Raw genomic sequence first — 23,721 nt, 5'->3', positions numbered from 1 at the left:
CGCGCCGGGAGGCGGCGCCGGAACGGGGTAAGACACTGACTTGAAAGGGTATTGCGATGGATGGCTACAGGCAGCGCATCGGGCTGCTCCTCGGGCCACTCGCCGCGCTCGGCGGCTACCTGGCGGGCGCGCCCGAGGGGCTGACACCGGCGGAGTGGTCGGTCGCCCTGGTGGCGATCCTCATGGCGATCTGGTGGATCAGCGAGGCGCTGCCGCTGGCCGCGACGGCGCTGGTGCCCATCGTGGCCTTCCCGCTGCTCGGCGTCCTGCCGGTCGGGGAGGTCACCGAGGCCTACGGGAACGACCTGATCTACCTCTTCCTCGGCGGCTTCTTCATCGCCGTGACCATGCAGCGCTGGGGGCTGCACCGGCGCATCGCGCTGCACACCATCAACCTGGTCGGCCCCTCGCCGCGGCGCGTCATCCTCGGCTTCATGCTCGCCACGGCCGGGCTGTCCATGTGGATCAGCAACACCGCCACGGCCATGATGATGCTGCCCATCGCCCTGGCGGTGCTCCGGCAGAGCGAGGACGAAGCCGGGCAGCGCGGCGAGGCGCTGCCCCGCGGCTTCGGCGTCGCGCTCATGCTCGGCGTCGCCTACGCCGCCTCCATCGGCGGCATCGCCACGCTCATCGGCACCCCGCCCAACGCCGTGCTCGCCGGCCAGGTGCAGGAGCTCTACGGCGTCGAGATCACCTTCGCCGGGTGGATGGCCTTCGGCCTGCCGCTGTCGCTGCTCTTCCTCGGGATCGCCTGGCTCTACCTCGCCTTCGGCCGCCACTGCCGGCACCTCGGGCAGCTCGCCAGCGGCCGCGAGCCCATCCGCCAGGAGCTCGCCGCCCTCGGCCGGATGGACCGCGCCGAGCGCCGGGTGCTCGCCGTCTTCGCCCTCGTCGCCGCCGCCTGGGTCGGCCGCGGCTTCCTGCCGGCGGGGGCGCTCGAGGCGCTCGGCGACGCCAGCATCGCCATCGCTGGCGCCCTGGCGCTCTTCCTCCTGCCCTCGGGCCGGCGCCGGGGGGAGCGGCTCCTCGACTGGGAGACCGCGGTGCAGATCCCCTGGGACATCGTCCTGCTCTTCGGCGGCGGCTTCGCCCTGGCCGCGGGCTTCGGCGCCAGCGGCCTCTCCGAGAGCCTGGCCGAGGGGCTGGAGGTCCTCGACGGGGTCTCGATCCTCCTGATCCTCGCCGCCTGCGTGACCCTGGTGGTCTTCCTCACCGAGGTGACCTCCAACACCGCCACGGCGACGGTCTTCGTCCCGCTGATGGGCGCCCTGGCCACGGCCATGGGCTTCAACCCGGTGGTCCTCATGGCCGCGGTGGCGGTCGCCGCCTCCTGCGCTTTCATGCTCCCGGTGGCGACCCCGCCCAACGCCGTGGTCTTCGGCAGCCAGGCGCTGACCGTCCCGGACATGGCCCGGGCCGGGCTGGTGCTCAACCTCATCACCATCGTGCTGACCACGGCCTTCGTCTACTTCCTGCTGCCGCTCGCCCTCGGCGTCGAGCTCGCCGCCTAGCGGGGCCGGCCAGCCCTCGCGCCTGGACCGTAAGGGTGCGGGGGCTGGCAGAATGGGGAGATACCGACGAGCAGCGACGAGGAGCGCGCCCATGGTCGAGACCACCCGCATCGCCGACACCGAGCTGACGGCCACCCGCATCGGCCTGGGCACCTGGGCCATCGGCGGCTGGCTCTGGGGCGGCAGCGACGAGGCGGAGGCCGTGGCCGCCGTCCAGGCCGCCGTCGACCGCGGCATCACGCTCATCGACACGGCCCCCGTCTACGGCCAGGGGCATAGCGAGGAGCTCGTCGGCCGCGCCCTGGCCGAGGGCGGCCGGCGCGAGCGCGTGGTCCTGGCCACCAAGGCGGGGCTCGAGTGGGTCGGCGGCCAGCCCTACCGCAACGCCACCCGCGAGCGCCTCGAGCAGGAGGTGGACGACTCCCTGCGGCGGCTGCGCACCGACGTGATCGACATCCACCAGGTCCACTGGCCGGACCCGCTGGTCCCCGTCGAGGAGACCGCCGCCGCCATGCGGGACCTCTACGAGGCGGGGAAGATCCGCGCCATCGGCGTCTCCAACTTCTCGCCGGAGCAGCTCGAGCGCTTCCGCGCCGAGGCGCCCCTGCACGTCGTCCAGCCGCCGTACAACCTCCTCGAGCGCGGCATCGAGGCCGACGTGCTGCCCTACGCCCGCGAGCACGGGATCACCACGCTGACCTACGGCGCCCTGTGCCGGGGGCTGCTGACCGGCAAGATGGGCCCCGACACGCGCTTCGAGGGCGACGACCTGCGGCAGATGGACCCCAAGTTCCAGGAGCCGCGCTACAGCCAGTACCTGCGCGCCGTCGAGCGCCTCGACGCCTTCGCCCAGGAGCGCTTCGGCCGCCGCGCCATCCACCTGGCCCTGGCGTGGGTCCTGGCGCAGCCGGGCGTCGGCGTGGCGCTCTGGGGCGCGCGGCGGCCCGAGCAGCTCGAGCCCCTCGACGGCCTGGAGGGGATCGAGCTGGACGAGGCGGCGCTGCGCGAGATCGACCGCATCCTCGAGGAGAGCGTCACCGACCCGGTGGGCCCGGAGTTCATGGCGCCGCCGAGCCGCGAGGAGAAGCCCGCCTGAGGCGCACCGGCCCGCGGCTGCGGGCGGTGACCCCCCGAGGATCCGGAAACCGAATGACCCCCGAGACCTACTGCTACTTCGCCTACGGCTCGAACCTCTCCACCGCGCGGCTGCGGGCCCGCGTGCCCTCGGCGCGCTGCCTCGGCCGGGCGGTGCTGCCCGGGCACCGGCTGGCCTACCACAAGCGGGGCGCCGACGGCTCCGCCAAGTGCGACGCCTACTACACTGGCGGGGCGGGTGACGAGGTGCACGGCGTGGTCTTCGCCATCGCCGCGGCGCAGCTGCCCAGCCTCGACGCCGCCGAGGGGCCGCGCTACGAGCGCGTCGAGCTGGCGCTCGCCGGCGAGGACGGCCGGCCGCTGACGGCGCTCACCTACCGCGCGCTGCCGGCGTACCTCGACGGCGGGCTCACGCCGTACTGCTGGTACCGCGACCACGTCCTGCGCGGGGCCCGGGAGCACGGCCTGCCGGAGGGCTATATCGCCGAGCGCCTCGCGGTGGCGTGCGCCGAGGATCCCGACGCCGAGCGGTGCCGGCGGGAGCGGGCGGTCCACGCCGAGCCGGCGCCGGCGCGCTAGGCCCCGGGCGGCCCGATCCCCCGCGGTAGGCACCGGCGGCCTCAAGCCTGTCCCAATCCTGCCGATAGCAGTTCTAGAAGGCCGCGGCGCAGGGGCGCGGCCGAGGCAAACCGGAACAAGCCTGGGGGTAGAGAGCCATGGCCCAAGAGCAGCAGCAGAACCTGGCGGAGCTGATCTGCGCCAACGCGGGGCAGGCCATCCAGCAGACGGGCGACGCCGAGAACACCCTGGAGTCGCTGTTCTTCGCGGCGGTGTGCATGTCCCGGCACTACATGAGCGCCAATGAGACCGCCGCCTACATGCGCCAGATCGCCGACGAGCTCGAGAAGTCCGCCGACGACATGCCCCAGAAGCTCCACTAGCCGCGCACCGCAGCGACGGTCGTCGTGGACTCGACCTTCCACGAGATCGCGCTGCTGCTGCTCGGCGCGGCGGGGGTCGGCCTGCTGGCCCTCCGCCTGCGCCAGCCGCTGATCGTCGCCTTCATCCTGGTAGGGCTGGTGGTCGGCCCCGCCGGCCTGGGCTTCGTCAAGGCCCACGACCAGATCGATCTGCTGGCGCAGATCGGCATCACCATCCTCCTCTTTTTGGTCGGCCTGAAGCTGGACCTCCACCTGGTGCGCCGGCTCGGGCCGGTCGCGCTGGCCACGGGGCTCGGCCAGCTCGCCTTCACCATCGCCTTCGGCTTCCTGCTCTGCCTGGCCCTGGGTCTGGAGGCCGTGACGGCGCTGTACGTGGCGGTGGCGCTGACCTTCTCCAGCACCATCATCATCGTCAAGCTGCTCTCCGATAAGCGCGAGATCGATGCCCTCCACGGCCGCATCGCCATGGGCTTCCTCATCGTCCAGGACATCGCCGTGGTGGGGGCCATGGCTACGCTGGGCGCCTTCCAGGGCGAGGTCGGCGGGATTGCCGACGTGCTCGCCACCGGCGCTACCCTGGTGGGCGTGCTCGGGGCGGTGCTGCTGCTCATGCGCTACGTCTTCCCGCGCCTGGTGCCGGTCCTCGGCCAGTCCCCCGACCTGCTGCTGATCTTCGCCGTGGCCTGGGGGACGGGGCTGGCGAGCCTGGGCGAGGTGACCGGCTTCGGCAAGGAGGTGGGCGGCTTCCTGGCGGGATTCGCGCTGGCCTCCTCCGGCAACCGCGAGCTGATCGGCGAGCGCCTGGCCAGCCTGCGCGACTTCCTGCTGCTGTTCTTCTTCATCGACCTGGGCAGCAAGCTGGATCTCACCACGCTGGGCGGCGAGCTGTGGCCGGCGGCGGTCCTGTCGCTCTTCGTGCTGGTGGGCAATCCCCTCGTGGTGCTCGGCATCATGGGCTACATGGGCTACCGCAAGCGCACCGGCTTCCTCGCCGGCCTCACCGTGGCCCAGATCAGCGAGTTCTCCATCCTCTTCATCGCCCTGGGCATCTCCCTGGGGCACATCGGCGAGCCGGCGCTGGGCCTGGTGACCCTGGTGGGGCTGGTGACCATCACCCTGTCCACCTACATGATCCTCTACTCCGGCCGCCTCTACGCCGGGCTGGAGCCTTGGCTCGGGGCCTTCGAGCGCCGCCACCCCCACCGCGAGATGGCGGTGGAGGCGCGCGCCCGGGTGCTGGGCGAGGCGCAGGCCGTGGTGCTGGGGATGGGCCGGTTCGGGCGGCGGGTGGCCCGCCTGCTCCAGGGCGCCGGGGTGCGCGTGGTAGGCGTGGACTTCGACCCCGAGGCGCTGCGCTGGGCCGAGGAGGCGGGCATCACCGTCTTCCCCGGCGACCTCTCCGACCCCGGCGTGGTCCGGGCCCTGCCGAAGGGCGCGGGGGCCTACCTGATCAGCACGGTCCCCAAGGTGGAGGCCAATCTGGCCCTGTGGCGGGGCCTGAAGGAGCACGGCAGCGAGGCCGAGGTCCTGGTGGCGGCCTTCGGTGATCGGGATGCGGCCTGCCTTACCGAGGCCGGCGTGCAGCGCCTGCTGCTGCCCTACGCCAACGCCGCGGCGTACGCCGCGGAGCTGGTGGCCGGGGAGCTCACCGCCGGTAAGGCAACGATGCGACCCGAAGGGCTGTAGCCCCCGGTAGCGACGAGGGCGCCGGCGCTACTCGGCGCTGCCCAGGTGCTCGCGCAGCCGCGCGAGCTCCTCCCGGCTCCAGCCCTCGGGCTCGGTGAGCGCGAACCAGGCGTCGACGTAGTCCGCCGCCGCGTAGGTGTGGCCGTGGCCGGGCGGTGCGTCGCCGGCGGCGATGTCGGCGGCGAGCTGCAGGAGGGTGACCACCGGGTACCAGCGGAGCTCCCCGGAGACGTCGGGCCCCCGCGGCTCCTCCAGCCACGCCGGCCGCCGGTAGAGGGTGCTGGGGGCGAGGAAGGTCACCGGGTCGCTGGCGTACTGCAGGAAGGCGATCCGGAAGGGCCCCCAGTCGCCTTGGGCGGCCTCCAGCCCGGTGTGCTGGTTCATGAAGCGCACCACCTCGCCGTCGCGGAAGGTCGGCAGCCACGCCGGGGAGCCGGGCTCGCGGCGGCGGGTCACCGTCCGCCAGGTCTCGCTGCGAAACGGGGGGCCGCTCCACAGGACGCCGTCGAAGGGATCCTGGACGATGTCGTAGACGTCGAAGGAGCGGTCGGAGTTGAGCGCCCCGAGGCTCAGGCCGTGGAGGTAGAGCGCGGGGCGCTCGTCCTCGGGCAGTGCCGTCCAGTGGCCGTAGACCGCCTCGAAGAGGGCGCGGGCGGTCTCCGCCCCGTACTCGCCCTCCATCATTAGCGCCAGCGGGCTGGGCAGGTAGGAGTACTGGGCGGTGACGGTGGCGGTGTCGCCGCGGTGCAGGTACTCGACGGCGTTCACGGCGGCGGGATCGACCCAGCCGCTGCCCGTCGGGGTGGCGAGGATCAGCACCGAGCGCTCGAAGGCGTCCGTGCGCCGCAGCTCCTCCAGGGCGAGCCGGGCCCGCTCCTCGGGGGTCGCGGCGGCGTTGAGGCCGATATAGACGCGGATGGGGGTCGGGGCCGCCTCGCCGAGGAAGGCCTCCAGGTCCGCCGCCCGCGGCCCCGAGGCCACGAAGCTCCGCCCCTGCCGGCCCAGGTCCTGCCACGCCACCGGGGAGATCGGGCTGCCGGTGCGCACCGGGACCTCGGGGCGCTCGTGCTCGCTGTCGATGAGCGCGTCCACCTCCTGGTAGGAGCGGTCCGCGGCGCGCAGCGCCAGGGTGACCAGGACGCCGTCGATGACCCCCCAGAAGAGCAGCAGGGCGACCGCAACGCCGAGGAGGCTCGACACCCGCGGCGGCACGAAGCGCTGCAGCCGCTGCGCCAGGAAGCGGAAGGTCTGCCGGAACAGCCGGGCCAGCGCCAGGGCGGCGGCGAAGACCGCCGCGGCGATGGCGGCCACCGCGAGGGGCTGCCCGTCGCCGGTAGGCGGCATCTCCATCTGCGCGCGCACGGCGTCCTGCCAGCCGGGGGCGTGCCACATGAAGGTCGCCGCCACCAGCGCCGAGGCCGCCCCCGCCGCCCAGCGGGCGAGGCGGCGGGGGCGGCCGGCCAGCTCCGGCAGCCCCAGGTACGCCCAGAGGGCGCCCAGCCCGCTCCCGATGGCGTAGCCCGCGGTGAGCGAGAGCCCGGAGATGGCCCCCTGGAGGCCGAGGGGGCGGGGGATCAGGCTCGGCGTCAGGGAGAAGGCGAAGAGCAGCGCGCCGAGCAGCAGGCCGGTGTGGGAGAGCGGGCCGATTCGGGGCATGGATGCGCTTGATTGCCGCGGCGAGCGGCCAGCGGGGGGCCGCATAGCGAGCTAGGATACCGCAGCGGTGGGATGGAGACGAGCCGCCTCGACCGGGGTGGCCCCAGCCAACCGGACATGGCCGGGGTCCAGATCGAGGCTGCTGCGTCTTGGCCTTCGACGCCAGGTGGGCGGCTAGGCAGGAGGCCCTAGTAGTGTGGCCGCAGCCGGGCCGCCAGGGCCCGCCGGCGGCGCTCGTTGCGGTATCTCAAGAGGCGTGAGGTCCCGGCGACGGTCGTCGCGGTCAGGGCTGCTGCAAAGGCGATCGAGCCCGCCATCTTGCATCCTCCTTCTCGTTGCGGCGCTACCGCTTGGCTAGCGCCTCGAGTTCTGGGTCGCTGAGCTGGCCGATCCGCTCGTTGACCGTCCCTGTACCGCCGTATCGGCGCCCGCCCGCCTCGGCTGAAGCGCGGCGTTGTCCACCCCGCCCCTCGAGGGCCTTGCAGGTGGCGAGGCGGGGGAGGCCGCTACGCTCCCCCAAGTCTGGACGAGGCCGCCGCGGGCCGTCCTTTTTCCCTCTCCATTATAGGGGATTGAATCGGCGTCACGGGAAGGGTCTCATGGATGGCCGATCACAAGCCGCTAAAGAGACAAGACATGAGGACCTTCAACGTCTACAGCCACCCCGTCCAAGGCCTCAAGGCCGTCAAGGCGGGCTTCTCGTGGCCTGGCCTGTTCTTCGGCTTCTTCTGGATGCTGGTGAAGGGGCTGTGGGGGCTGGCGATCCTGTGGTTCATGCTGAGCTTCGCGACCCCGCTGGCTACGGCGCTCGTTATCCAGCTGGGGGAGAGCGGCGCGCTGTCGCCGAGCAGCGCCGAGCTCCTGGGCGTGTCGGTCTACACAGGCGGCTACCTGGCGCTGTGGCTGGCGCCGGGCTTCCGGGGCAACAAGTGGCGCGAGCGGAACCTCGCCAAGCGCGGCTACGAGTTCCTCTCGGCAGTGCGGGCCAAGACGCCCGACGCCGCCATCGCCGAGCAGGCCAGGGCCGCCTGACGGCGCGGGGCCCCGGCCGGTCACTGCGGACGAGCCGCGACGAGGAGAGATGTAGGAGATGGAGTGGGGAGGTGTCATATTTCCGGTCTGGCTGCTCTGGCTCGCGGCGGCGGCCGCGCTGGCGCTGGCGGACCTCGCGCTCCTCGGCGGGCAGCTCCTGCTGGTTGCTGCCGGCCTCGCCGCGCTGATCGCCGCCGCCGCGGCCGCGCTCGGGGCGCCGTTTGTCGGCCAGGTGTGGCTCTTCCTCGGGGGGACCGCCGTTTTCGTGCCGGCGCTGATCTTCGGCATCCCCGGCGTACGCCGCCGCTGGCGGGCCCCCGGCGACCTGGACGGCAAGCGCGGCGAGACCGTCACGGTCGTCGCGCAGGGGGACCGCCTGGTCGGCAAGCTCAAGAGTGATCGCTACCCGATCCAGCTCATCGACGGCAGCACACCGGAGGAGGGTGAGGAGCTGGTTGTCGATCGCATGGAGGGGATCACGCTTTTCGTGGAGCGCCCGCGCCGAGGGGCAGGGCGCCGCTAGCGCTGTTTTGGAGCCAAGGAGTACTGCCTGATGAGTGTCAGCCTGATCTCCGGCCTGATCGTAGGCCTCGTCGTCATCCTCTTCATCGCCAAGGGGCTGTTCATCGTCCAGCAGAGCGAGGCGGTGGTGGTCGAGCGGCTCGGCAGCTACAATCGCACACTCGGCCCCGGCATCAATTTCCTCATCCCGGTGCTCGAGCGCACCCGGCCGATCAAGATCCGCCGCTACGAGCGCGGCATGAGCTCCAAGGAGCTGACGGAGAAGCTCGTCGAGGAGACCAAGATCGACACCCGCGAGACGGTCCTCAACTTCCCGGCGCAGCCGGTGGTGACCCAGGATAATGTCTCCATCCAGATGGACGGTGCCCTGTACTTCCAGATCCAGTCCCCCAAGGACGCGGTCTACCAGGTCGAGAACCTCGTGCAGGCGGTCGAGGTCCTCGCCAAGACGACCCTGCGCGCCGTCGTAGGCTCCCGGGAGCTCGATACGCTCTTCTCCTCCCGCGACGAGATCAACAACGAGCTCCAGAAGGTCATGGACGAGGCTGGCGACAAGTGGGGCGTCAAGGTCAACCGGGTGGAGATCCAGGACATCGAGCTGCCCAGCGACGTCGAGGAGGCCATGCGCCAGGTCATGGCCGCGGAGCGCCAGCGCCGGGCGACGGTCACCGAGGCCAACGGCTACAAGGAGGCGCAGGTCCGCCAGGCCGAGGGCGACCGGGACGCGGCCATCGCCCGGGCCCAGGGCGAGCGCCAGGCCATCGAGCAGCTCCTCGAGGCGGGCCGGCAGACCGGGACTACCCTGGAGCCGCAGACCCTGATCAGCTACCTGATCGCCCAGGAGTACATCAAGAAGCTGCCGCAGATCGCCCAGGATGGGGAGCGGGTACTGGTGCCCTACGAGGCCACCGGCCTGATGGGCAGCCTGGAGTCGATCCAGGGGCTCTTTCAGGGGACGGGGCCTCAGCGGGCGGGGCTATAACCGCAACGCCCAGCTCGAGGGTGCTCACGGTGCTCCAAGGGGTTCTGACGAGATCGTCTGTACACGTAGCCGAATTCGTCGTAAGCTTCGTGAGAGCCCTCCTGGGGAGACGCCACAATGACCGAGGCGCGTAAGCACGGCGAAGAGATGGCCTACTACCTGGGCGACCTGGAGGCCGTACGCGATACGGCGCTGGAGTCGGACGAGTGGTCGGTGCTCCACGCCGTCATCGAGTCCACGCTGCCCGTGCGCAACGCCTGGATCATGCGGGAGCGGATCTCGGCCCGGGTCTTCGATCGCAGCGTCATTCCCCGCACCACGCTCCGCTCGAAGGGGGAGGCGGGGCGGCTCTCCGTGGAGCAGTCGGAGCGCGCCGTCCGGATCGGGCGGGTGTACGCCCGGGCCGCCGAGGTCTTCGGGGACCGGGAGCGAGCGACGGCCTGGCTGGAGCGGCCGAGCCCCGCTTTTGAGGGGCGGGCGCCGGCCGAGTGGCTCGGCAATGAGGCCGGCGCGCGCTACATCGAGGAGATACTGGGCCGGCTCGAGCACGGCATCGCCGCCTGATGCGGCTCTACCGCATCGCCAGGGCCGAGCATGCGCAGGACCTGAGCGGGGAGGGGGCGCGCCTGTACGGCGGCCGCTGGACGCCTGCCGGCTATCCCGTCCTCTATACCGCGGAGCACCCGGCGCTGGCCGCCTGGGAAGTCGTGGTCCACTTCGGGCTGCCGGTCGAGGCCGCGCCGCTGGAGCAGCGCCTGATCACCTTGCAGGTGCCGGACCGAGCGGCCGGGCAGATGCCCCGGCTTAGCGACGTGCCGGCAGACCCCCGGCGCGTAGGCCTGGACTGGCTGGCGGCAGGGGGTAGCCTGCTGCTGGCGGTGCCCTCGGTGGTGATCCCGCAGTCCCAGAACGTCCTGGTCAATCCCAGGCATCCCGATATGGCCGAGGTCCACATCGAGGACTGCTGCGTCTTTGCCTTCGATGGCAGGGTGAGCCAGTAGGGAGAAGGCCCTGTGTGGTGAGGTTAGAGTCGAGCTGCTAGCCTCCGTCAGCGCTGCGTAAGGGCTTTCAGCAAGGCCGCGCGTGCGCAGGGCTGCGCAGCGCAAGTGCCTGCCGCCAAGACGCTCGCTGACGCCTTGCGAAACCCCAGGTATGATGTCACTAATCCAGTCCTATCGGAGCTTGAGCCTTGGAGACGCTGGAGCCGGCGACCCTGGTCACGATCCTGAGCGTTGTGGTGGCTCTGTTCGGCGTGATCGTCCTCGCCATTACGGTCTATGAGTACACGCAGCTCCGGGCGCTACGCGACGATTTCGAGCAGTTCAAGGCCCAGTGGCGATCGGAGCTACAGGACCTGCAGAAGGCGCTACAGCGGGTTATCGCCAGCTACGGCAGCCCAGACCCGGAGACGCGAATCGGGCTCCTGAAGGATGCTGTCGAGATCTATCCGCAGGTATTCAATGGCTACAATGCCCTCGGGTACGCCTACCTGAGCAAAGGGGAGCTCGCCCAGGCAGCGGACGCCTTCCATGAGGCCATCCGCCTTCATCCGGATCAGGTCGAGGGCTACTGCGATCTGGCGCGGGCCTACTACAGGCAGAATGAGCAGGCCTTGGCCGAGAAGTACCTGCGCAAGGCCCTCGACAAGGACCGCGAAGGCACCCGAGGAGGACTGCGCGGAGATGGCGAGCTGGAGCACCTGCTGGAGAGCCTGGCTCGCCGATAGCCGTGAGCTGCATCGAGGAGATCCAGCGTGCCGATATGGAGGGCTCTCCCTGTCGGCTTGCTGCCCTCCAGGGAGCTGCCGCTGTGGCAGCGGCAGCTCCCGGCGGCGATTACTAGGGGGGACCCACGCCGCCGCACAGTCGCCCGAACCGCTCCAGTAGGCCGGCACTCTCGGGCGCTGCCTGCACCTGCCGCAGCAGGTCGTCTGCACTGCGCCCCTGCGCCGCCAGCTGCTCCCGGTAATGGGCCACGTAGTGCGGCGTGATGCGCTCGTCGAACTCGGGGTGGAACTGCAGCCCCCAGGCCCGCTCGCCGAAGCGGAACCCCTGATGCTCGTCCCTGTCGCTCCAGCCCAGGTGTACGGCCCCGGCGGGCAGGGTGAGCACCGACTGGCTGTGGCTCACGTGGGCCGGGAAGCGCTGGGGTAGCCCGCGGAACAAGGGCTCCTCGGCGGCGGCATCCGTCAGGTTCACGGTGGTGGTCCCCACCTCGATACCCCGGGGGTTGTAGCCCGCCCGGCCGCCCAGGGCCCAGGCCAGGAGCTGGTGCCCGAAGCAGATGCCAAGCACCGGCAGCCCCCGGTCCACGGCCGCGGTGAGCCAGTGGGCGGTACGGAGCATCCACGGGGCCTGCTCGGTCACCATGGCCCCGGAGCCGGTGATGGCCACGGCCGCCACGCTCCCCGGCGCCGGCAGCGGATCGCCGGCCTGCACGTTGGCCACGTAGACCCGCTCCATGGGCCAGCCCATCCCGCAGGCGATCCAGTGCTCGTAGTCCCCCGGATGATCCGCAAGGGAGGGGAGCTTCGCCCCGGTCTTGATGATCAGCAGCGTTCCCATCCAAGCGCCCCTGCCGCGCGGCCCTAGCGCTCGGGCAGCCGGGCGGAGAGCCAGGCGCCCGCCAGCCCCATGGCCGAGAGGAGTGGGATCACCCCGGTGACCGGCACGACGACGCGGCAGGCCTCCGGGCTGATCTCGCGGCAGACGCGTACGTCCTCCTCGTTGACCAGGAGCCGGTAGGCCTTGTCCAGGGGACCCTCTACCGGCGCCGCGGCTTGCTGCTCCATAGCGGTGGCTAGCTCCTCATTTACTGTTCACTGGGCGGTATGGCGTTACGCGGGCTTATAGCGCCTAGGCAGGCTCAATCTGCACCGAGACGTCCCGGGGGGCGGCGAAGTAGGGTGCCGAGGTGACCAGTACCGCGGCCCCGGCCTGGGCATAGGCGCCGGCGTTCTCGCTATTGACCCCACCCGCGACCGCAATCAATCCACGGAAGTCGCGTGCCTGTAGCGCCTCGGCGAGGGCTGCAACGGCCTCCGGGGGGCTCTTCTCCAGCTGGATGACCTCAGCGCCGGCCGCAGCCGCCTCCAGGGCCTCCTCGTAGCCGGGGACCTCAACCACCACGCGCTTCTCCGGGGCGTTGCGGATCACCGCCTCCAGCCTTTGGCGCTGCTCGGAAGCGGCGAGGAAGGCGCGGTGCTCGGGGAAAACCAGGAGGGTCTCCGAGAGGCCGAGCCGGTGCATGGTGCCGCCACCGGCGGTGACCGCAGCCTGCGCGATAGCGCGGGTACCGGGCAGGTTCTTCCGCGTGCAGGCGACGACGGGAGCAGCCTGCCCGGAGCCACACCCCGAGGCAGCGGCCTCGACGATGGCCCGGGTCGCCGTGGCAATCCCTGCGGCGTACTCCATGAGGGTCTGTGCGGTCTTCCAGGCGAGGTGTAGGGCGCCAGCGGGGCCGTGCGCCTCGAGCAGCAGCTCGCCGTCCTCGGCGATATCGCCGGAGGCCTTGAGCTGGTGCACGTGCACGGCGCCTGCAAGCTCAATCATCCGCGTTGCCTCCTCGGCGCAGGCGACGGTCCGTGGACCGCGGGCGTAGAAGCGCATGCGCCCGGACCGCTCGCCGATCCCGAGGCTGCGCGTGGTCAGGTCGCCGTAGGGGGCGTCCTCACGGAGCAGTGCGGTGAGAGTCGTGTCGTCGAGCAGGCGGGGGTAGCGCAATCACAGGCTCCTTCTGTCTCGCGGCGTACGCGTATCGGTAAGCAAGCTGCGTGCCGCTCTCGGTCATCCTGGCACAGGGCGGCCGCGCCCGGTACCGGCGGCCCGGCTCACGTCGGCTCTCCGACAAATGGGCGCCCAGCTGGGCCCGGGCTGTCCCTAAACGCTCACCCGATCGTCCAAGGCGAAGACGCAGCGGTTCTCGATCCGGAACTCGGCCCTATTGGGCCAGCCGGTATCGACAACAAAAAACCGCCGCCCGGCATCCTCCGGACGGCGGCTGAGGGCCCGCGGAGAGCGGGCCGGCCGGCGGCGCTGCCGCCGGCGGGTCGGGGCGGGCTCCGCCGCTACTCGGCCGGCCGGAAGGCGACCTGCTGGACGAAGTCCACGTCGCTGCGGCAGTACGGCTTCTGCAGATCGCCGTAGCGCTCGACGTTGATGAAGCCGGCGTCCTCGAGCAGGTGGGTCAGGTAGTCCTGGCGCAGCGGGTACATGTTCAGCTGGAAGCGCGCGCCGTCCTTGAAGACGTACTCGAACTTGGCCAGCGTCCGGTGCAGCTCGGCCGGGCCCACGTCCACGCCGTCGCCGGTGTAGCAGTAGGTGTGCTTCGAGCTGTAGCCGTTGTCGAGCATGTCGTCGTAGTTGCGCTGGTCGATGATCGCCATCCCGCCCGGGCGCAGGACGCGGAACATGGCGCGCAGCGCCGTGCGCCGGTCCTCGTGGTCGAACAGGTGGGTGAAGGAGTTGCCCAGGCAGACCAGGGCGTCGTACTGCTCGGTGCCGAGGGTCTTGTCCAGCTCCAGCCAGTCCGCGGCGCGGGAGTCGGCGAACTGGACCCCGTACTGCTGGGCGTTCTCGCGGGCCTTGGCGAGCATGTTCTCGGAGCCGTCCACCGCCGTGACCTCGAAGCCGGCCTTGGCCAGCGAGACGGCGTTGACGCCGGTACCGGCGGCAATATCGACCACCTTGTGGGCGCCGTGGGAGCCGATCAGGCGGTTGTAGAAGGCCCCCTCGCGGGCGAGGCGGGACTCCCAGCCGACGAGGTCGTCCCAGTAGTCGGCGAAGCTCGGGGTGTACTGCTGATACTGCTTGCCGGTGTTGGCGTTCAGGGCTTCGGTCATGGTGTGCCTTACCTATTGCTGCGAAGACCTGAAGAGTATGCCGGACCGGGCGGGGGCGGTACAGAGTCAGATCCTGTTATTCTAGTGCGGTACAGTTTCCCGATGCCGGAGGCCGCCATGGGCGAGCACCTCTACGAGCGCATCGCGGAGCGCATCGCGCAGCAGATCGAGCAGGGCACCTACGCCCCGGGGGATCGCCTCCCCGGCGTGCGGCGGCTGCGCGAGCAGCTCGGGGTGAGCGTGGCCACCGTCGTCGCCGCCTGCGAGCTGCTCGAGCAGCGCGGCGTCCTCGAGGCCCGGCCGCGCTCGGGGTTCTTCGTCCGCGAGCCGGCCCGGCCGCTGCCGAGCACCGCCGAGCCGGACACCGAGGCCGAGGGGCCGAGCCTGGTCTCCGGCCAGGAGCGGGTCCTCGAGCTGGTCCAGGCCCACAACGACCCGCGGGTGCTCTCCTTCGGCACGGCGGCCCCGCCGGCGGCGTTCCTGCCGACGAGCGCCCTCGATCGCTGCTTCGCCCGCGTGCGCCGGCGCCAGCGCGAGCGGGTGGCCGCCTACGACTTCCCGCCGGGCAGCCCGGAGCTGCGCACCCAGATCGCCCGGCGCATGGCCCACGCCGGCTGCGCCCTCGGCCCCGACGACCTGGTCCTCACCGCCGGCTGCCAGGAGGCGCTGACCCTCAGCCTGCGCGCCGTGGCGGCGCCGGGGGACGTCGTCGCCATCGAGTCGCCCACCTTCTACGGCATCCTCCAGGCCATCGAGTCCCAGGGGATGCAGGCGCTGGAGATCGCCACCGACCCGGAGCACGGCATGGTGCCGGCGGCCCTGGAGCGCGCCCTGGGGCGCTGGCCCATCCGCGCCTGCGTGATGATGCCGAGCCTCGGCAACCCCCTCGGCCACCTGGCACCGGAGGCGCGCAAGGCGGAGCTGGTGGGCCTCCTCCAGGCCCACGGCGTGCCGCTGATCGAGGACGACGTCTACGGCGAGCTGGCCTTCCACGGCCCGCGCCCCTGGGCGGCCAAGGCGTACGACACCCAGGGGGAGGTCCTCTACTGCAGCTCCTTCTCCAAGACCCTCGGCGCCGGGCTGCGCGTCGGCTGGGTGGCCCCGGGGCGCTACCGCGAGCGGGTCGCCTACCTCAAGTACGCCACCAGCCAGGCCGCGTCCAGCCTGCCGACGCTGGCGGTGGCGGACTACCTGGAGCAGGGCGGCTACGACCGCTTCCTGCGCCGCGTGCGCCGCCAGTACGAGCGCCACATGCAGTGGGTGCGGGCGCTGGTCCAGCGCTACTTCCCGGCGGGGACGCGGGTGGCGCGCCCGCGGGGCGGCTACGTGCTGTGGGTGGAGCTGCCCGCCGGCTGCGACGCCCTCGAGCTCCAGCGCCGGGCCCTGGCGGCGGGGATCAGCGTGGCGCCGGGGCCGGTCTTCTCGCCCACCGGGCGCTACCCCCGCCACCTGCGGCTGAGCTGCGCGCAGCCCGACGCCCAGGCCGCCGACGCCGCCCTGGCCCGGCTCGGCGCCCTCGCCGGCGAGGAGGCGCACGGCGCGGTGCGTGCCTAGCCGAAATGGGTGCGGGCGTAGTACGCACCGGGGGCGGGAGTACGCACCTGGCGAGGGGGAATGAATCGTCTAACCTTCTGGATAGGTTGTAAGGGAAAGGGGTGAGGTGGCGTTGTTTGAACGGCCCTAGGTTATGCACTAAATAGTAAGCTTAGGAATACGGGATCTTACGACGGCTGCCGGGCGGCGGCGGCCTCGGTGAGAGCGCAGGCCAGGGAGAGCGGTCGTGAAGGAAGAGGCTGTCGAGGCGGAGTCTGCGTGGGCCAAGGAGCCCTCGCCCCGAGAGAGCGCGGCGGCGAATGAGGGAAGCAGGCGCTCCTTGCCGACGGTGGGGATCGGCGGCACGGACGAGCTCGGCCACAGCCTCCTCCAGGAGCTCTTGGCCGAGGATCGCCTCTGCACCTGCCGAACCGTGGACGTCGCGGCTTGGCTGGCGGGCCGGATCCGCGAAAGGGACTACGACCTCCTCCTGCTCGATGCCGCGAAGGTCGATGAGGCCCTCCAAGATCTAGGTCGCGGGGTTGCCCCTGCGGGCCCCGGCTGGGGGCAAGAGGGGGCGGCCCCGATCGCCCTGCTCAACGTGGGCACGGACGCCGACGTGGTTCCCTACATGCGCCTCCTCAAGGTAGTGGGCATCTTCCGGGAGCGCACCGGCCCCCAGCTCCTGCGGCGCGGGATTGAGGCCATGCTGCGGGGCGAGTACTGGTTCCCGCGGGACGCGCTGCACCGCTACCTGGCGATCACGCGGCAGGAGCTGGTCGCGGGGACCTCTGCCTTCCATCAGCTCACGGGGCGTGAGCGCACCGTCTTTACGGCCTTGGCGAACGGGTGGAGCAACGAGGAGATCGCCGCCCGGCTCAGCGTGAGCCTGCATACCGTGAAGACCCACCTCTACAACCTCTATCGCAAGCTCGGCGTGAGCAGCCGTGCGGAGGCGGCGATCCTCGCCAACCAGTATCGGATCAGCCGCCGTTGTACGGGGGCGTGATGGAGCGAGCGTACCGCGCTCTGGGCGGGCTCGTAGGCGTCTTGCTGGGGGCGTCGCCCACCGGCCTGCCGGCGTTCGACGACGGGGTCATCGAGCCCGACGGCGAGACGATCGAGGACGAGGAGGTTATCGGCGAGGGGGCGCCGCCGCTGCAGGGGGTCGTGGTCCGGCGGACGATCACCCGCTTCGGCGATGAGTTCTACCGTATTTTTGCCCGGGCCTGGCGGCGGCAGGAGCTGGAGGCGCCCCGCCCGATCCTCATCGAGGAGCGGCCCTCGGCCCAGGACGGCTCCCGGATCCGGGTCCGGTACAGCGGCGATGTCCTGTTCGAGACCACGCTGCGGCCGCACGGGCCGGATCCGGCGCAAGTGGCCGAGCAGGCCGCCGGCCGGGTCGCCGAGCGGGTCGGGCGCCGGGTTAACGCCGGCCCCGGGAGTGGTCACCCAGATCTCGCGGAGGAGGAGCTATGAAAGGAATTCAGGCGTGGTCGAGCGTCGCGGTGATCGCCCTGCTGGCGGGGGCGGGTACGGCCCAGGCCGACCTGCGCTACCAGCCGCAGAACCCGGCCTTCGGGGGCAGCCCGCACTACGGTGCCCAGCAGATGCAGCGGGCCCAGGCGCAGAACGCCACGAGCTCGCCGGGGAGCGCAGTGAGCGAGTGGGAGCCCCGCTCCCAGCAGGAGCGCTTCGAGGAGCGCCTCCAGCGGACGATCACGCGGCAGATCACCCGCGGGGTGCGCAACGAGGCGGGCATCCTGGACGAGGACGGTAACCTGCAGGTGCTGGACCAGCCGGTCCGGGCCGGCGACTTCAGCGTAGACGTCGCCGAGGACGCCGACGGCAACCTCGTCATCACCACGGAAGACATGGCGACCGGTGAGCGCAGCGAGTTCACCATCGGTACCGCCAACTAAGCCGAAGGATTGAAAGATGGGGTTCCGCGGCGCACTAGGGACGGTGCTGGTAGCCGCCGGGGTTTCCGGCTGCACCATGTTCGGCCACGAGCCCTCGCTCGAGTGGGACGGCCGGGAGGAGCCGACCCTCGCCCACGCCTCGGCGACCTTCGGCGACCTAATCCAGCTCCCCGAGCCGGCCGGCAGGATCCCGGTGGCCGTCTACGGCTTCCGGGACCAGACGGGGATGTACCGCGAGGCGCCGCAGAGCAACTTCTCCACGGCGGTGACCCAGGGCGGCGGCTCCCTGCTGGTCGACGCCCTGCTCGACTCGGGGTGGTTCCGCCCCGTGGAGCGGGAGGGCCTGCAGGATCTGCTCACCGAGCGGCGGGTGGCCCGGAACGTCAAGAGCAACATCCCCGCCCTCAAGGAGGCGCGCATCCTCCTCGAGGGCGGGATCATCGCCTACGAGAACAACGTCGTCACCGGCGGCGCCGGGGCGCGGTACTTCGGCATCGGCGCCAGCGAGCGCTACGAGGTCGACCAGGTCACGGTCAACCTGCGCGCGGTGGACGTGAACACCGGCGAGGTCATCAACAGCGTCACCACCACCCAGGCCATCTACTCCCGCAAGCTCGACGGCGACCTCTTCCGCTTCGTCCGCCATCAGCGCCTGCTCGAGGCGGAGGGCGGCTACGCCCGCAACGAGCCCCGCTACCTCGCCGTCAACGACGCCATCAGCGCTGCCGTCATCCACCTCGTGGTCCAGGGCATCGCCCGGGGCCACTGGCGGCCGGCGAGCCAGGACGATCTCGACCACCCGATCATCGAGGCCTACCTCAACGAGCGGCAGACGCGCCGCGAGACGGCGGTCGAGCGGGCCGAGTAGGCGCCCTGCCCGGGCCACTCTCATACGTCCGGATGAGAGTGGCCCTCCCGCCCCTCACCCGTACGTTGGGCTCGAGCCCGTTTCTCCCGGGGGTAATCTCACTCGTGCGCCGGATTTCTGCACCGCCGGGGCTGACCTAGGGTTATTGGTAACCACAGCGAATAAGCTCGGGCTGTGGCCGCAAGGCGGAAGGCCCGCCTTGTCGTACTGAGCGGAATGGAATCTCGGAGGGAAGAGCCATGATGAAGCGTACGTGCGTGTCTGTTGTTGCCCTGGGCATGGCGCTGGGTAGCTCGAGTGCCTTCGCTGAAGGCCCGCCGTACCCCAATGACGGTAACGGGCCCTTCAATGGTATCGATAAAGCTGGAGACGTGTACGGCATTCCCGGCTTGGCGAATAACGCGTTAGACGCGTTGGTTGACCAATCATCGTCGGATCTTGGAAGTTTTGCTGGAAAGGATGCGGTCGTTCAGCAAGACGGCAGCAGCAATGAAGCCACTGTGAACCAAGAGGGTGCTAGCAGCAAGGTAGGGATCTATCAATCCACGGGGGTTGATGATAAGGGCGGACTGGACGGGGCCTCCAATAACGATGCGGCGGTGACCACTGCTGGGAGCCAGAACGTCGTCGGCATCGTCCAGATGAGCAATGGGGATACCGCTACTGCCAATGTAGATGGCGACAATAACATTGCTCTGCAAGCTCAGGTAGGACCCGAGCATCCGGATGAAAATACAGCCGAGATTGATATCGACGGTAACGATAATACAGTGATCCAGGGGCAGGGTCGTTCAGACGGAAAAGCGGCCCGCAATAAGGCCATTGTGGATCTCGATGAGGGTGACGGCAATGCTGAACAGAGTACGATCGAGCAGTTCCAAGACGGCTTTGATAATAAGGCCTATGTAGGTAATACTGCTTCTGACAGCGGCTATAACGCCAATGCATACAACAACGCTGAAGTCCTCCAGGAGCAGGTTGGCGATAATAACAAAGCGGTCCTCTACGGGACGCTCCGGGATACTACCGTGGAGATGATCCAGCTCGGTAGCAGCAATACGGCTAGAATTAATGAGGCGAATACTGCTGGGGGTTCCAGCGTGACCATCAGTCAGGATGGTAAGGGCAATCGGGCCGCGCTTGATAAGGTCGGTCAAAATGAAAGCACTGTTACTGTAAGCGTTGACCAGATTGGTGATGAGAATACTGTAGAAGCGGCCACAATCGAGAACGGAGCTGATGTGACCGTCACCCAGGACGGCACGGGTCATAGCTTCGGTAAAGAGAATGATAAGGTCAACGTCGATGGCGCCACAGTCAACGTCCACCAGACTGGCCAAAACCAGACGGCCTATCTCGAGAGCACGGGTCCGAACAACACTGTCGACATTGCCCAGGCCGGGAGCGGTAACGTAGCCGATATCACACAAGAGTGAGGGGCTAGTGGTTACCTAGGCGTATGGTGGGACCCCCGTGGAGGGGGTCCCAATCCCGATCCTGGGGTTGGGGATAGTATCCGATGAGGGAGTGTGGCAGTGGGGCGCCTTTTCGAAGGTATGTCGAAAGATGATATATCCAGCACCCCACAAGATTGTGAGATCTACGGCCATGCTCGGTTGCCTCCTTTGGGGTATCGGGAGTACTGCGAACGCGATGGCGGAATCCGACCTGGAAGTGGGGGTGGCGTTTGAGCCGCAGGCGGGGGGGAGCGTCCACGTGATCCCGCGTGCCGCGGCGGCTCGGCCCCAGCAGGCGCACTACGAGCTGGTGGTCAAGGCCGAGAGCCCGTCGGGCACGGTGGCGACCCGCCAGAGCGGCGATGCCCGCCTGGAGGCGGAGCCGCAGGGGCTGTCCACCGTCCGCATTCGCCAGGGCGGCGCGAGCGCGCTGAGCGCGGAGCTGACGGTGGAGGCCGCCGACGGCACTAGCGCTCAAGCCACCGAGCGCTACGAATGGCCTGATAGGGACTAGCGGAGATCGGGCCTCGGGTGAGGGGCTACGGCGTTTAGCACGGGGGTGAGCGTGTTATGGGGGATCAATTACGGGCCTACAAGGAGCCGCTGTGTGCTGGCCTCGTCGGCACCCTCTTGGCGGTGGCCGTAGGGCCTGCAGCCGCTGGGCCTGCGGAGGCGATAAAGGGAGCAGCCCAGGCTGAAGGCCAGCATCCGGACCTGGCCCCGCCGGAACTCGGGGCGGGGGATGGCCTTTTCAAGGGCTCGGATGGGAAGCAGGCCTACATCGGGCAGCAGGGAGAAGGTAACAAGGCTAGGGTCGAGCAGCGGGATGCTAACCAGCAAGCGGCTCTTATCTTTCAGGAGGGGGATGAGAATCAGGCCCATATCACCCAGGAAGGAGGTAAGGGTAACCGAGCATTAATCGCCCAGGATGGCGGCAATAATTTCGCTGATATTGAGCAAGACGGTTCGGGGAACGTGGCTGCCATTGTCCAAAAGGGTACAGGCCACGAGGCTACTATATCCCAAGAGGGCAATGGTAATGAGGCCTATATCAGGCAGTCGCCTGGTTCTACCAAGGTCAAGGTCTCGGGAGATACCGATGTAGAGATCGGGAGCTGGGAGTAGAAGACGATACCTATCAGGGCTCGCCTCCTAGAAAGTCTTCGGTCTATCCTTGCCTTGGCGGTACTCAAAACCGCCACTTCAGGCTCACGGTACCCGCCTGGAAGAGGAAGCCCGAGTTGTCGATATACCGGACGTAGTCCGCGGCGAGGGCGTAGCTCTCCGGGGTGCGGAGCTCGACCCCGAGCCCGTAGCTGAGGTCGGAGGCCGAGGGGGCATCGGCCAAGGAGATATTCTCCTCGGGGACGATGGCCATGTCGACGACGCTGAAGCCCGCCAGGGCGTAGGTGTGGATAAACCACAGGGGGGCGTTCAGCCGCAGGAAGACGCCGTCCAGCCCCTCGAACTCCACGTTGACCGTCTCGTAGTCGACGGTATCGGTGCCCCCCTCCGCGTAGTGGGCCTCGACACCGACGTGCTCGTTGAACAGGACGCCGGCCATGAGCCGGCCGCCGGTGGCCCTGGCCTCCTCGATCTCGTAGTCTTGGTACTCCCAGCCGAGGGGCCCCGCGCCGAAATAGCCCTCGAAGAGGAGATCCTCGAAAAGGTTGCCCTGGACGGAGGGGGCAGCGCTGATCAGAATCAGGCCCCCGAGCGCCCTGCTGAGTCCGGATCGCCGCCTATCCATATGCGCCTCAAGAGGTTAAATCCCTTATTTGAAAAGTAGCGCAAAAAGGCCGTTGTGTAAAAGGTCATGGGCTCGAAGCGCTCCGGCCCCCGCTCCCGGCCACCCCTGCTCGGCGTTGATGCCGACGCCCCGGGATCGGGGGTAGCGCAGCTCGTGCGCGAGCGGGCCCCTCCTTGGCCTGGCCAGCGCACCTCGGCTACGGTGTTGCGCCATGAAGGCACTCCAAGAGACCCTGCAGCGCATCGACGGCCGGGGCTACAAGGCCTACCGCGACATCGAGGGCCGCCACGAGGGCGCCGGCCTCACCCTCCACGTCGACAAGGTCCAGGCGGACCCCTTCGCCGCCCCGTCGCGGCTGCGCGCCGTCATCCCCTGGCAGCGCGCCGCCCTGCCGGAGGCGGCGCTGCGCGGCGAGCCGCGCCGGCGCGCCGCGCGGGACTACATCGCCCGGGCCTTCCGCCGCGCCGCCCGCGATAGCCAGGCGGTGCAGATCGACGCCGGGGCGCAGACGGTGCTCGACCGCAGCGCGGTGCTCTTCACCGACGCCGGCGTCGAGATGCGCTTCACCGTGGCGCTGCCGGCCAAGGGGCGGACCATCCTCGGCCGCCAGGCCGCCGAGATCCTCTGCCGGCGCCTGCCCGAGGTGGCGGCGGAGGCGGCCACGGCCGAGCGGCTCGACCTCGCTGCCCTGGAGCGCCACTGCGCGGCGGCGGAGGACCAGGCCGCCCTGCGCGGGCAGCTCGCCGGGCGGGGGCTGGTGGCCTTCGTCGCCGACGGGGCGGTGCTGCCGCGGCGCTCCGGCGTCGACGACCGGCCCCTCGCCGACGCCATCCCCTTCGAGGCGCCCGGCTCGTTGCGGGTGACCCTCGACACCCCCAACGCCGGCGCCGTGACCGGCATGGGGGTGCCGCGCGGGATCACGCTGATCGTCGGCGGCGGCTTCCACGGCAAGTCGACCCTGCTCAACGCCCTCGAGCTCGGCGTCTACGACCACGTCCCCGGCGACGGGCGCGACGGCGTGGTGGCCGTCGACGACGCGGTCAAGATCCGCGCCGAGGACGGGCGCACGGTGCACGCCGTGGACCTGTCGCCGTTCATCGGCGAGCTGCCCTTCGGCAAGTCCACCCGCGCCTTCAGCACCGAGCTGGCCTCGGGCTCGACGAGCCAGGCGGCGGCGCTCCAGGAGGCCCTCGAGGCCGGCGCCGGGACCCTGCTCGTCGACGAGGACACCTCGGCGACGAACTTCATGATCCGCGACCGGCGGATGCAGGCGCTCGTCGCCCGCGAGGCCGAGCCCATCACCCCCTTCGTCGACCGCATCCGCGAGCTGCGCGACCGCCTCGGGGTCTCGACGCTGCTGGTCATGGGCGGCTCCGGCGACTACCTCGACTGCGCCGACACCGTCATCCACATGCACAACTACGCCCCGCTCGACGTCACCGAGCGGGCGCGCACGGTCGCCGCGGAGTACGCCACGGGGCGCCACGAGGAGGGCCGCGAGCCCCTGGACTGGCCGAGCGTGCGCGCCCTGCGCGGCGACTCCATCCGCACGGAGACCAAGCCCGGCAAGCGCAAGCTCCAGGCCCGGGGCCGCGAGGCCCTGGTGGTGGGCAAGGAGACCATCGACCTGCGCGCCGTGGAGCAGGTGGCCGACGCCTCGCAGGTGCGCACCGTCGGCCGGCTCCTGGCCGCGGCGGCCGGCGCCGGGCGGCTGAGCCACCCGCCGCGCTGGTTCGCCGGCGAGCTCGAGCGGCCGTGGCCGGAGCTCCTCGACCGGCCCGACGGCGACCACGCCCGGCCGCGGGCGCTGGAGGTGATGGCGGCGCTCAACCGCCTGCGCGGGGTGCGCTTCGAGGCCTGAGGGCCAAGGCGAGGCCGGCCCCCGCGGCCGGGCGTGGTCGCCGTCGGGCCGGTCGAGGAGCT

At 70.2% G+C, this 23,721-nt stretch carries 27 protein-coding genes; 20 read left to right on the top strand and 7 right to left on the bottom strand.

Annotated elements, in window-relative coordinates:
• Positions 1-56: 56 nt before the first annotated feature.
• From CKO13_RS01770 to CKO13_RS01750, 5 genes are all read left to right on the top strand, one after another.
• A complete protein-coding gene (locus tag CKO13_RS01770) occupies positions 57-1,514 on the top strand; it encodes an SLC13 family permease (protein ID WP_200256222.1) in 1,458 nt (485 codons plus the stop codon).
• Positions 1,515-1,605: 91 nt separating this feature from the next.
• On the top strand, positions 1,606-2,610 hold the full coding sequence (locus CKO13_RS01765) for an aldo/keto reductase (protein ID WP_200256220.1): 1,005 nt from the start codon (positions 1,606-1,608) through the stop codon (positions 2,608-2,610).
• Between the two features lie 53 nt (positions 2,611-2,663).
• Positions 2,664-3,188, top strand: a complete 525-nt coding sequence (locus CKO13_RS01760; protein WP_200256218.1) for a gamma-glutamylcyclotransferase family protein — start codon at positions 2,664-2,666, stop codon at positions 3,186-3,188.
• Between the two features lie 137 nt (positions 3,189-3,325).
• Entirely contained in the window at positions 3,326-3,550 is a 225-nt protein-coding gene (locus CKO13_RS01755) for a hypothetical protein (RefSeq protein WP_200256216.1), read from the top strand.
• Between the two features lie 24 nt (positions 3,551-3,574).
• On the top strand, positions 3,575-5,236 hold the full coding sequence (locus tag CKO13_RS01750) for a cation:proton antiporter domain-containing protein (RefSeq protein ID WP_200256214.1): 1,662 nt from the start codon (positions 3,575-3,577) through the stop codon (positions 5,234-5,236).
• Positions 5,237-5,263: 27 nt separating this feature from the next.
• Here the strand turns inward: CKO13_RS01750 and CKO13_RS01745 are convergent, their stop codons facing one another.
• Both CKO13_RS01745 and CKO13_RS12895 read right to left on the bottom strand, forming a co-directional pair.
• Positions 5,264-6,892: an alpha/beta hydrolase gene (locus CKO13_RS01745; RefSeq protein ID WP_200256213.1), complete on the bottom strand. Its 1,629-nt coding sequence runs from the start codon at positions 6,890-6,892 to the stop codon at positions 5,264-5,266.
• Between the two features lie 188 nt (positions 6,893-7,080).
• Positions 7,081-7,209: a hypothetical protein gene (locus CKO13_RS12895; RefSeq protein WP_274600642.1), complete on the bottom strand. Its 129-nt coding sequence runs from the start codon at positions 7,207-7,209 to the stop codon at positions 7,081-7,083.
• Positions 7,210-7,528: 319 nt separating this feature from the next.
• Between CKO13_RS12895 and CKO13_RS01740 the strand changes: the two genes are divergently transcribed.
• The 6 genes from CKO13_RS01740 to CKO13_RS01715 all read left to right on the top strand — a co-directional run bounded on the left by CKO13_RS01740 (position 7,529) and on the right by CKO13_RS01715 (position 11,154).
• Positions 7,529-7,924 carry a DUF2628 domain-containing protein gene (locus tag CKO13_RS01740; RefSeq protein ID WP_200256212.1) on the top strand — a complete coding sequence of 132 codons (396 nt, stop codon included), beginning with the start codon at positions 7,529-7,531 and terminating at the stop codon, positions 7,922-7,924.
• A 58-nt stretch (positions 7,925-7,982) separates the two neighbouring features.
• On the top strand, positions 7,983-8,447 hold the full coding sequence (locus CKO13_RS01735; RefSeq protein ID WP_200256211.1) for a hypothetical protein: 465 nt from the start codon (positions 7,983-7,985) through the stop codon (positions 8,445-8,447).
• Positions 8,448-8,477: 30 nt separating this feature from the next.
• On the top strand, positions 8,478-9,428 hold the full coding sequence (locus tag CKO13_RS01730; RefSeq protein WP_200256210.1) for an SPFH domain-containing protein: 951 nt from the start codon (positions 8,478-8,480) through the stop codon (positions 9,426-9,428).
• Between the two features lie 117 nt (positions 9,429-9,545).
• Positions 9,546-9,992 carry an antitoxin Xre/MbcA/ParS toxin-binding domain-containing protein gene (locus tag CKO13_RS01725; protein WP_200256208.1) on the top strand — a complete coding sequence of 149 codons (447 nt, stop codon included), beginning with the start codon at positions 9,546-9,548 and terminating at the stop codon, positions 9,990-9,992.
• Positions 9,992-10,429 carry an RES family NAD+ phosphorylase gene (locus tag CKO13_RS01720; protein WP_200256206.1) on the top strand — a complete coding sequence of 146 codons (438 nt, stop codon included), beginning with the start codon at positions 9,992-9,994 and terminating at the stop codon, positions 10,427-10,429. Before CKO13_RS01725 ends, CKO13_RS01720 begins: the two co-directional genes overlap by 1 nt.
• A gap of 188 nt (positions 10,430-10,617) precedes the next feature.
• On the top strand, positions 10,618-11,154 hold the full coding sequence (locus tag CKO13_RS01715) for a tetratricopeptide repeat protein (RefSeq protein WP_200256204.1): 537 nt from the start codon (positions 10,618-10,620) through the stop codon (positions 11,152-11,154).
• Between the two features lie 112 nt (positions 11,155-11,266).
• Here the strand turns inward: CKO13_RS01715 and CKO13_RS01710 are convergent, their stop codons facing one another.
• The 4 genes from CKO13_RS01710 to CKO13_RS01695 form a co-directional block, all read right to left on the bottom strand.
• A complete protein-coding gene (locus tag CKO13_RS01710) occupies positions 11,267-11,992 on the bottom strand; it encodes a glutamine amidotransferase (RefSeq protein WP_200256202.1) in 726 nt (241 codons plus the stop codon).
• A 23-nt stretch (positions 11,993-12,015) separates the two neighbouring features.
• A complete protein-coding gene (locus tag CKO13_RS01705; protein ID WP_200256236.1) occupies positions 12,016-12,219 on the bottom strand; it encodes a hypothetical protein in 204 nt (67 codons plus the stop codon).
• A 64-nt stretch (positions 12,220-12,283) separates the two neighbouring features.
• Positions 12,284-13,150 carry a ModD protein gene (gene modD, locus CKO13_RS01700; protein WP_200256200.1) on the bottom strand — a complete coding sequence of 289 codons (867 nt, stop codon included), beginning with the start codon at positions 13,148-13,150 and terminating at the stop codon, positions 12,284-12,286.
• Positions 13,151-13,494: 344 nt separating this feature from the next.
• Entirely contained in the window at positions 13,495-14,268 is a 774-nt protein-coding gene (locus tag CKO13_RS01695) for a class I SAM-dependent methyltransferase (protein ID WP_200256198.1), read from the bottom strand.
• 117 nt (positions 14,269-14,385) lie between these two features.
• Between CKO13_RS01695 and CKO13_RS01690 the strand changes: the two genes are divergently transcribed.
• The 8 genes from CKO13_RS01690 to CKO13_RS01655 all read left to right on the top strand — a co-directional run bounded on the left by CKO13_RS01690 (position 14,386) and on the right by CKO13_RS01655 (position 21,173).
• Entirely contained in the window at positions 14,386-15,822 is a 1,437-nt protein-coding gene (locus tag CKO13_RS01690; RefSeq protein ID WP_200256196.1) for an aminotransferase-like domain-containing protein, read from the top strand.
• A gap of 328 nt (positions 15,823-16,150) precedes the next feature.
• Complete coding sequence (locus CKO13_RS01685) at positions 16,151-16,810, top strand: helix-turn-helix transcriptional regulator (protein WP_338034555.1); 660 nt, start codon at positions 16,151-16,153, stop codon at positions 16,808-16,810.
• 41 nt (positions 16,811-16,851) lie between these two features.
• The gene (locus CKO13_RS01680; RefSeq protein ID WP_200256192.1) at positions 16,852-17,280 is read left to right on the top strand and encodes a CsgE family curli-type amyloid fiber assembly protein; all 429 of its coding nucleotides are present in this window, start codon (positions 16,852-16,854) and stop codon (positions 17,278-17,280) included.
• Entirely contained in the window at positions 17,277-17,723 is a 447-nt protein-coding gene (locus CKO13_RS01675; RefSeq protein ID WP_200256190.1) for a curli assembly protein CsgF, read from the top strand. The genes CKO13_RS01680 and CKO13_RS01675 overlap by 4 nt, the downstream gene beginning before the upstream one ends.
• 76 nt (positions 17,724-17,799) lie before the next feature.
• A complete protein-coding gene (locus CKO13_RS01670; protein ID WP_242467836.1) occupies positions 17,800-18,591 on the top strand; it encodes a CsgG/HfaB family protein in 792 nt (263 codons plus the stop codon).
• Between the two features lie 239 nt (positions 18,592-18,830).
• Positions 18,831-20,027: a hypothetical protein gene (locus CKO13_RS01665; protein WP_200256186.1), complete on the top strand. Its 1,197-nt coding sequence runs from the start codon at positions 18,831-18,833 to the stop codon at positions 20,025-20,027.
• Positions 20,028-20,244: 217 nt separating this feature from the next.
• On the top strand, positions 20,245-20,562 hold the full coding sequence (gene csgH / locus CKO13_RS01660) for a curli-like amyloid fiber formation chaperone CsgH (RefSeq protein WP_200256184.1): 318 nt from the start codon (positions 20,245-20,247) through the stop codon (positions 20,560-20,562).
• A 56-nt stretch (positions 20,563-20,618) separates the two neighbouring features.
• The gene (locus CKO13_RS01655; protein WP_200256182.1) at positions 20,619-21,173 is read left to right on the top strand and encodes a hypothetical protein; all 555 of its coding nucleotides are present in this window, start codon (positions 20,619-20,621) and stop codon (positions 21,171-21,173) included.
• 64 nt (positions 21,174-21,237) lie between these two features.
• Here CKO13_RS01655 and CKO13_RS01650 read toward each other — a convergent pair whose 3' ends face one another.
• Positions 21,238-21,798, bottom strand: coding sequence for an outer membrane beta-barrel protein (locus tag CKO13_RS01650; protein ID WP_200256180.1), 561 nt, complete (start codon positions 21,796-21,798; stop codon positions 21,238-21,240).
• Positions 21,799-22,009: 211 nt separating this feature from the next.
• Between CKO13_RS01650 and CKO13_RS01645 the strand changes: the two genes are divergently transcribed.
• Complete coding sequence (locus tag CKO13_RS01645) at positions 22,010-23,659, top strand: ABC-ATPase domain-containing protein (protein WP_200256178.1); 1,650 nt, start codon at positions 22,010-22,012, stop codon at positions 23,657-23,659.
• Positions 23,660-23,721: the final 62 nt, after the last annotated feature.

This window comes from Halorhodospira neutriphila, assembly GCF_016584055.1.
Taxonomy (GTDB): domain Bacteria; phylum Pseudomonadota; class Gammaproteobacteria; order Nitrococcales; family Halorhodospiraceae; genus Halorhodospira; species Halorhodospira neutriphila.
This window is presented reverse-complemented; position numbering and strand designations above follow the sequence as displayed.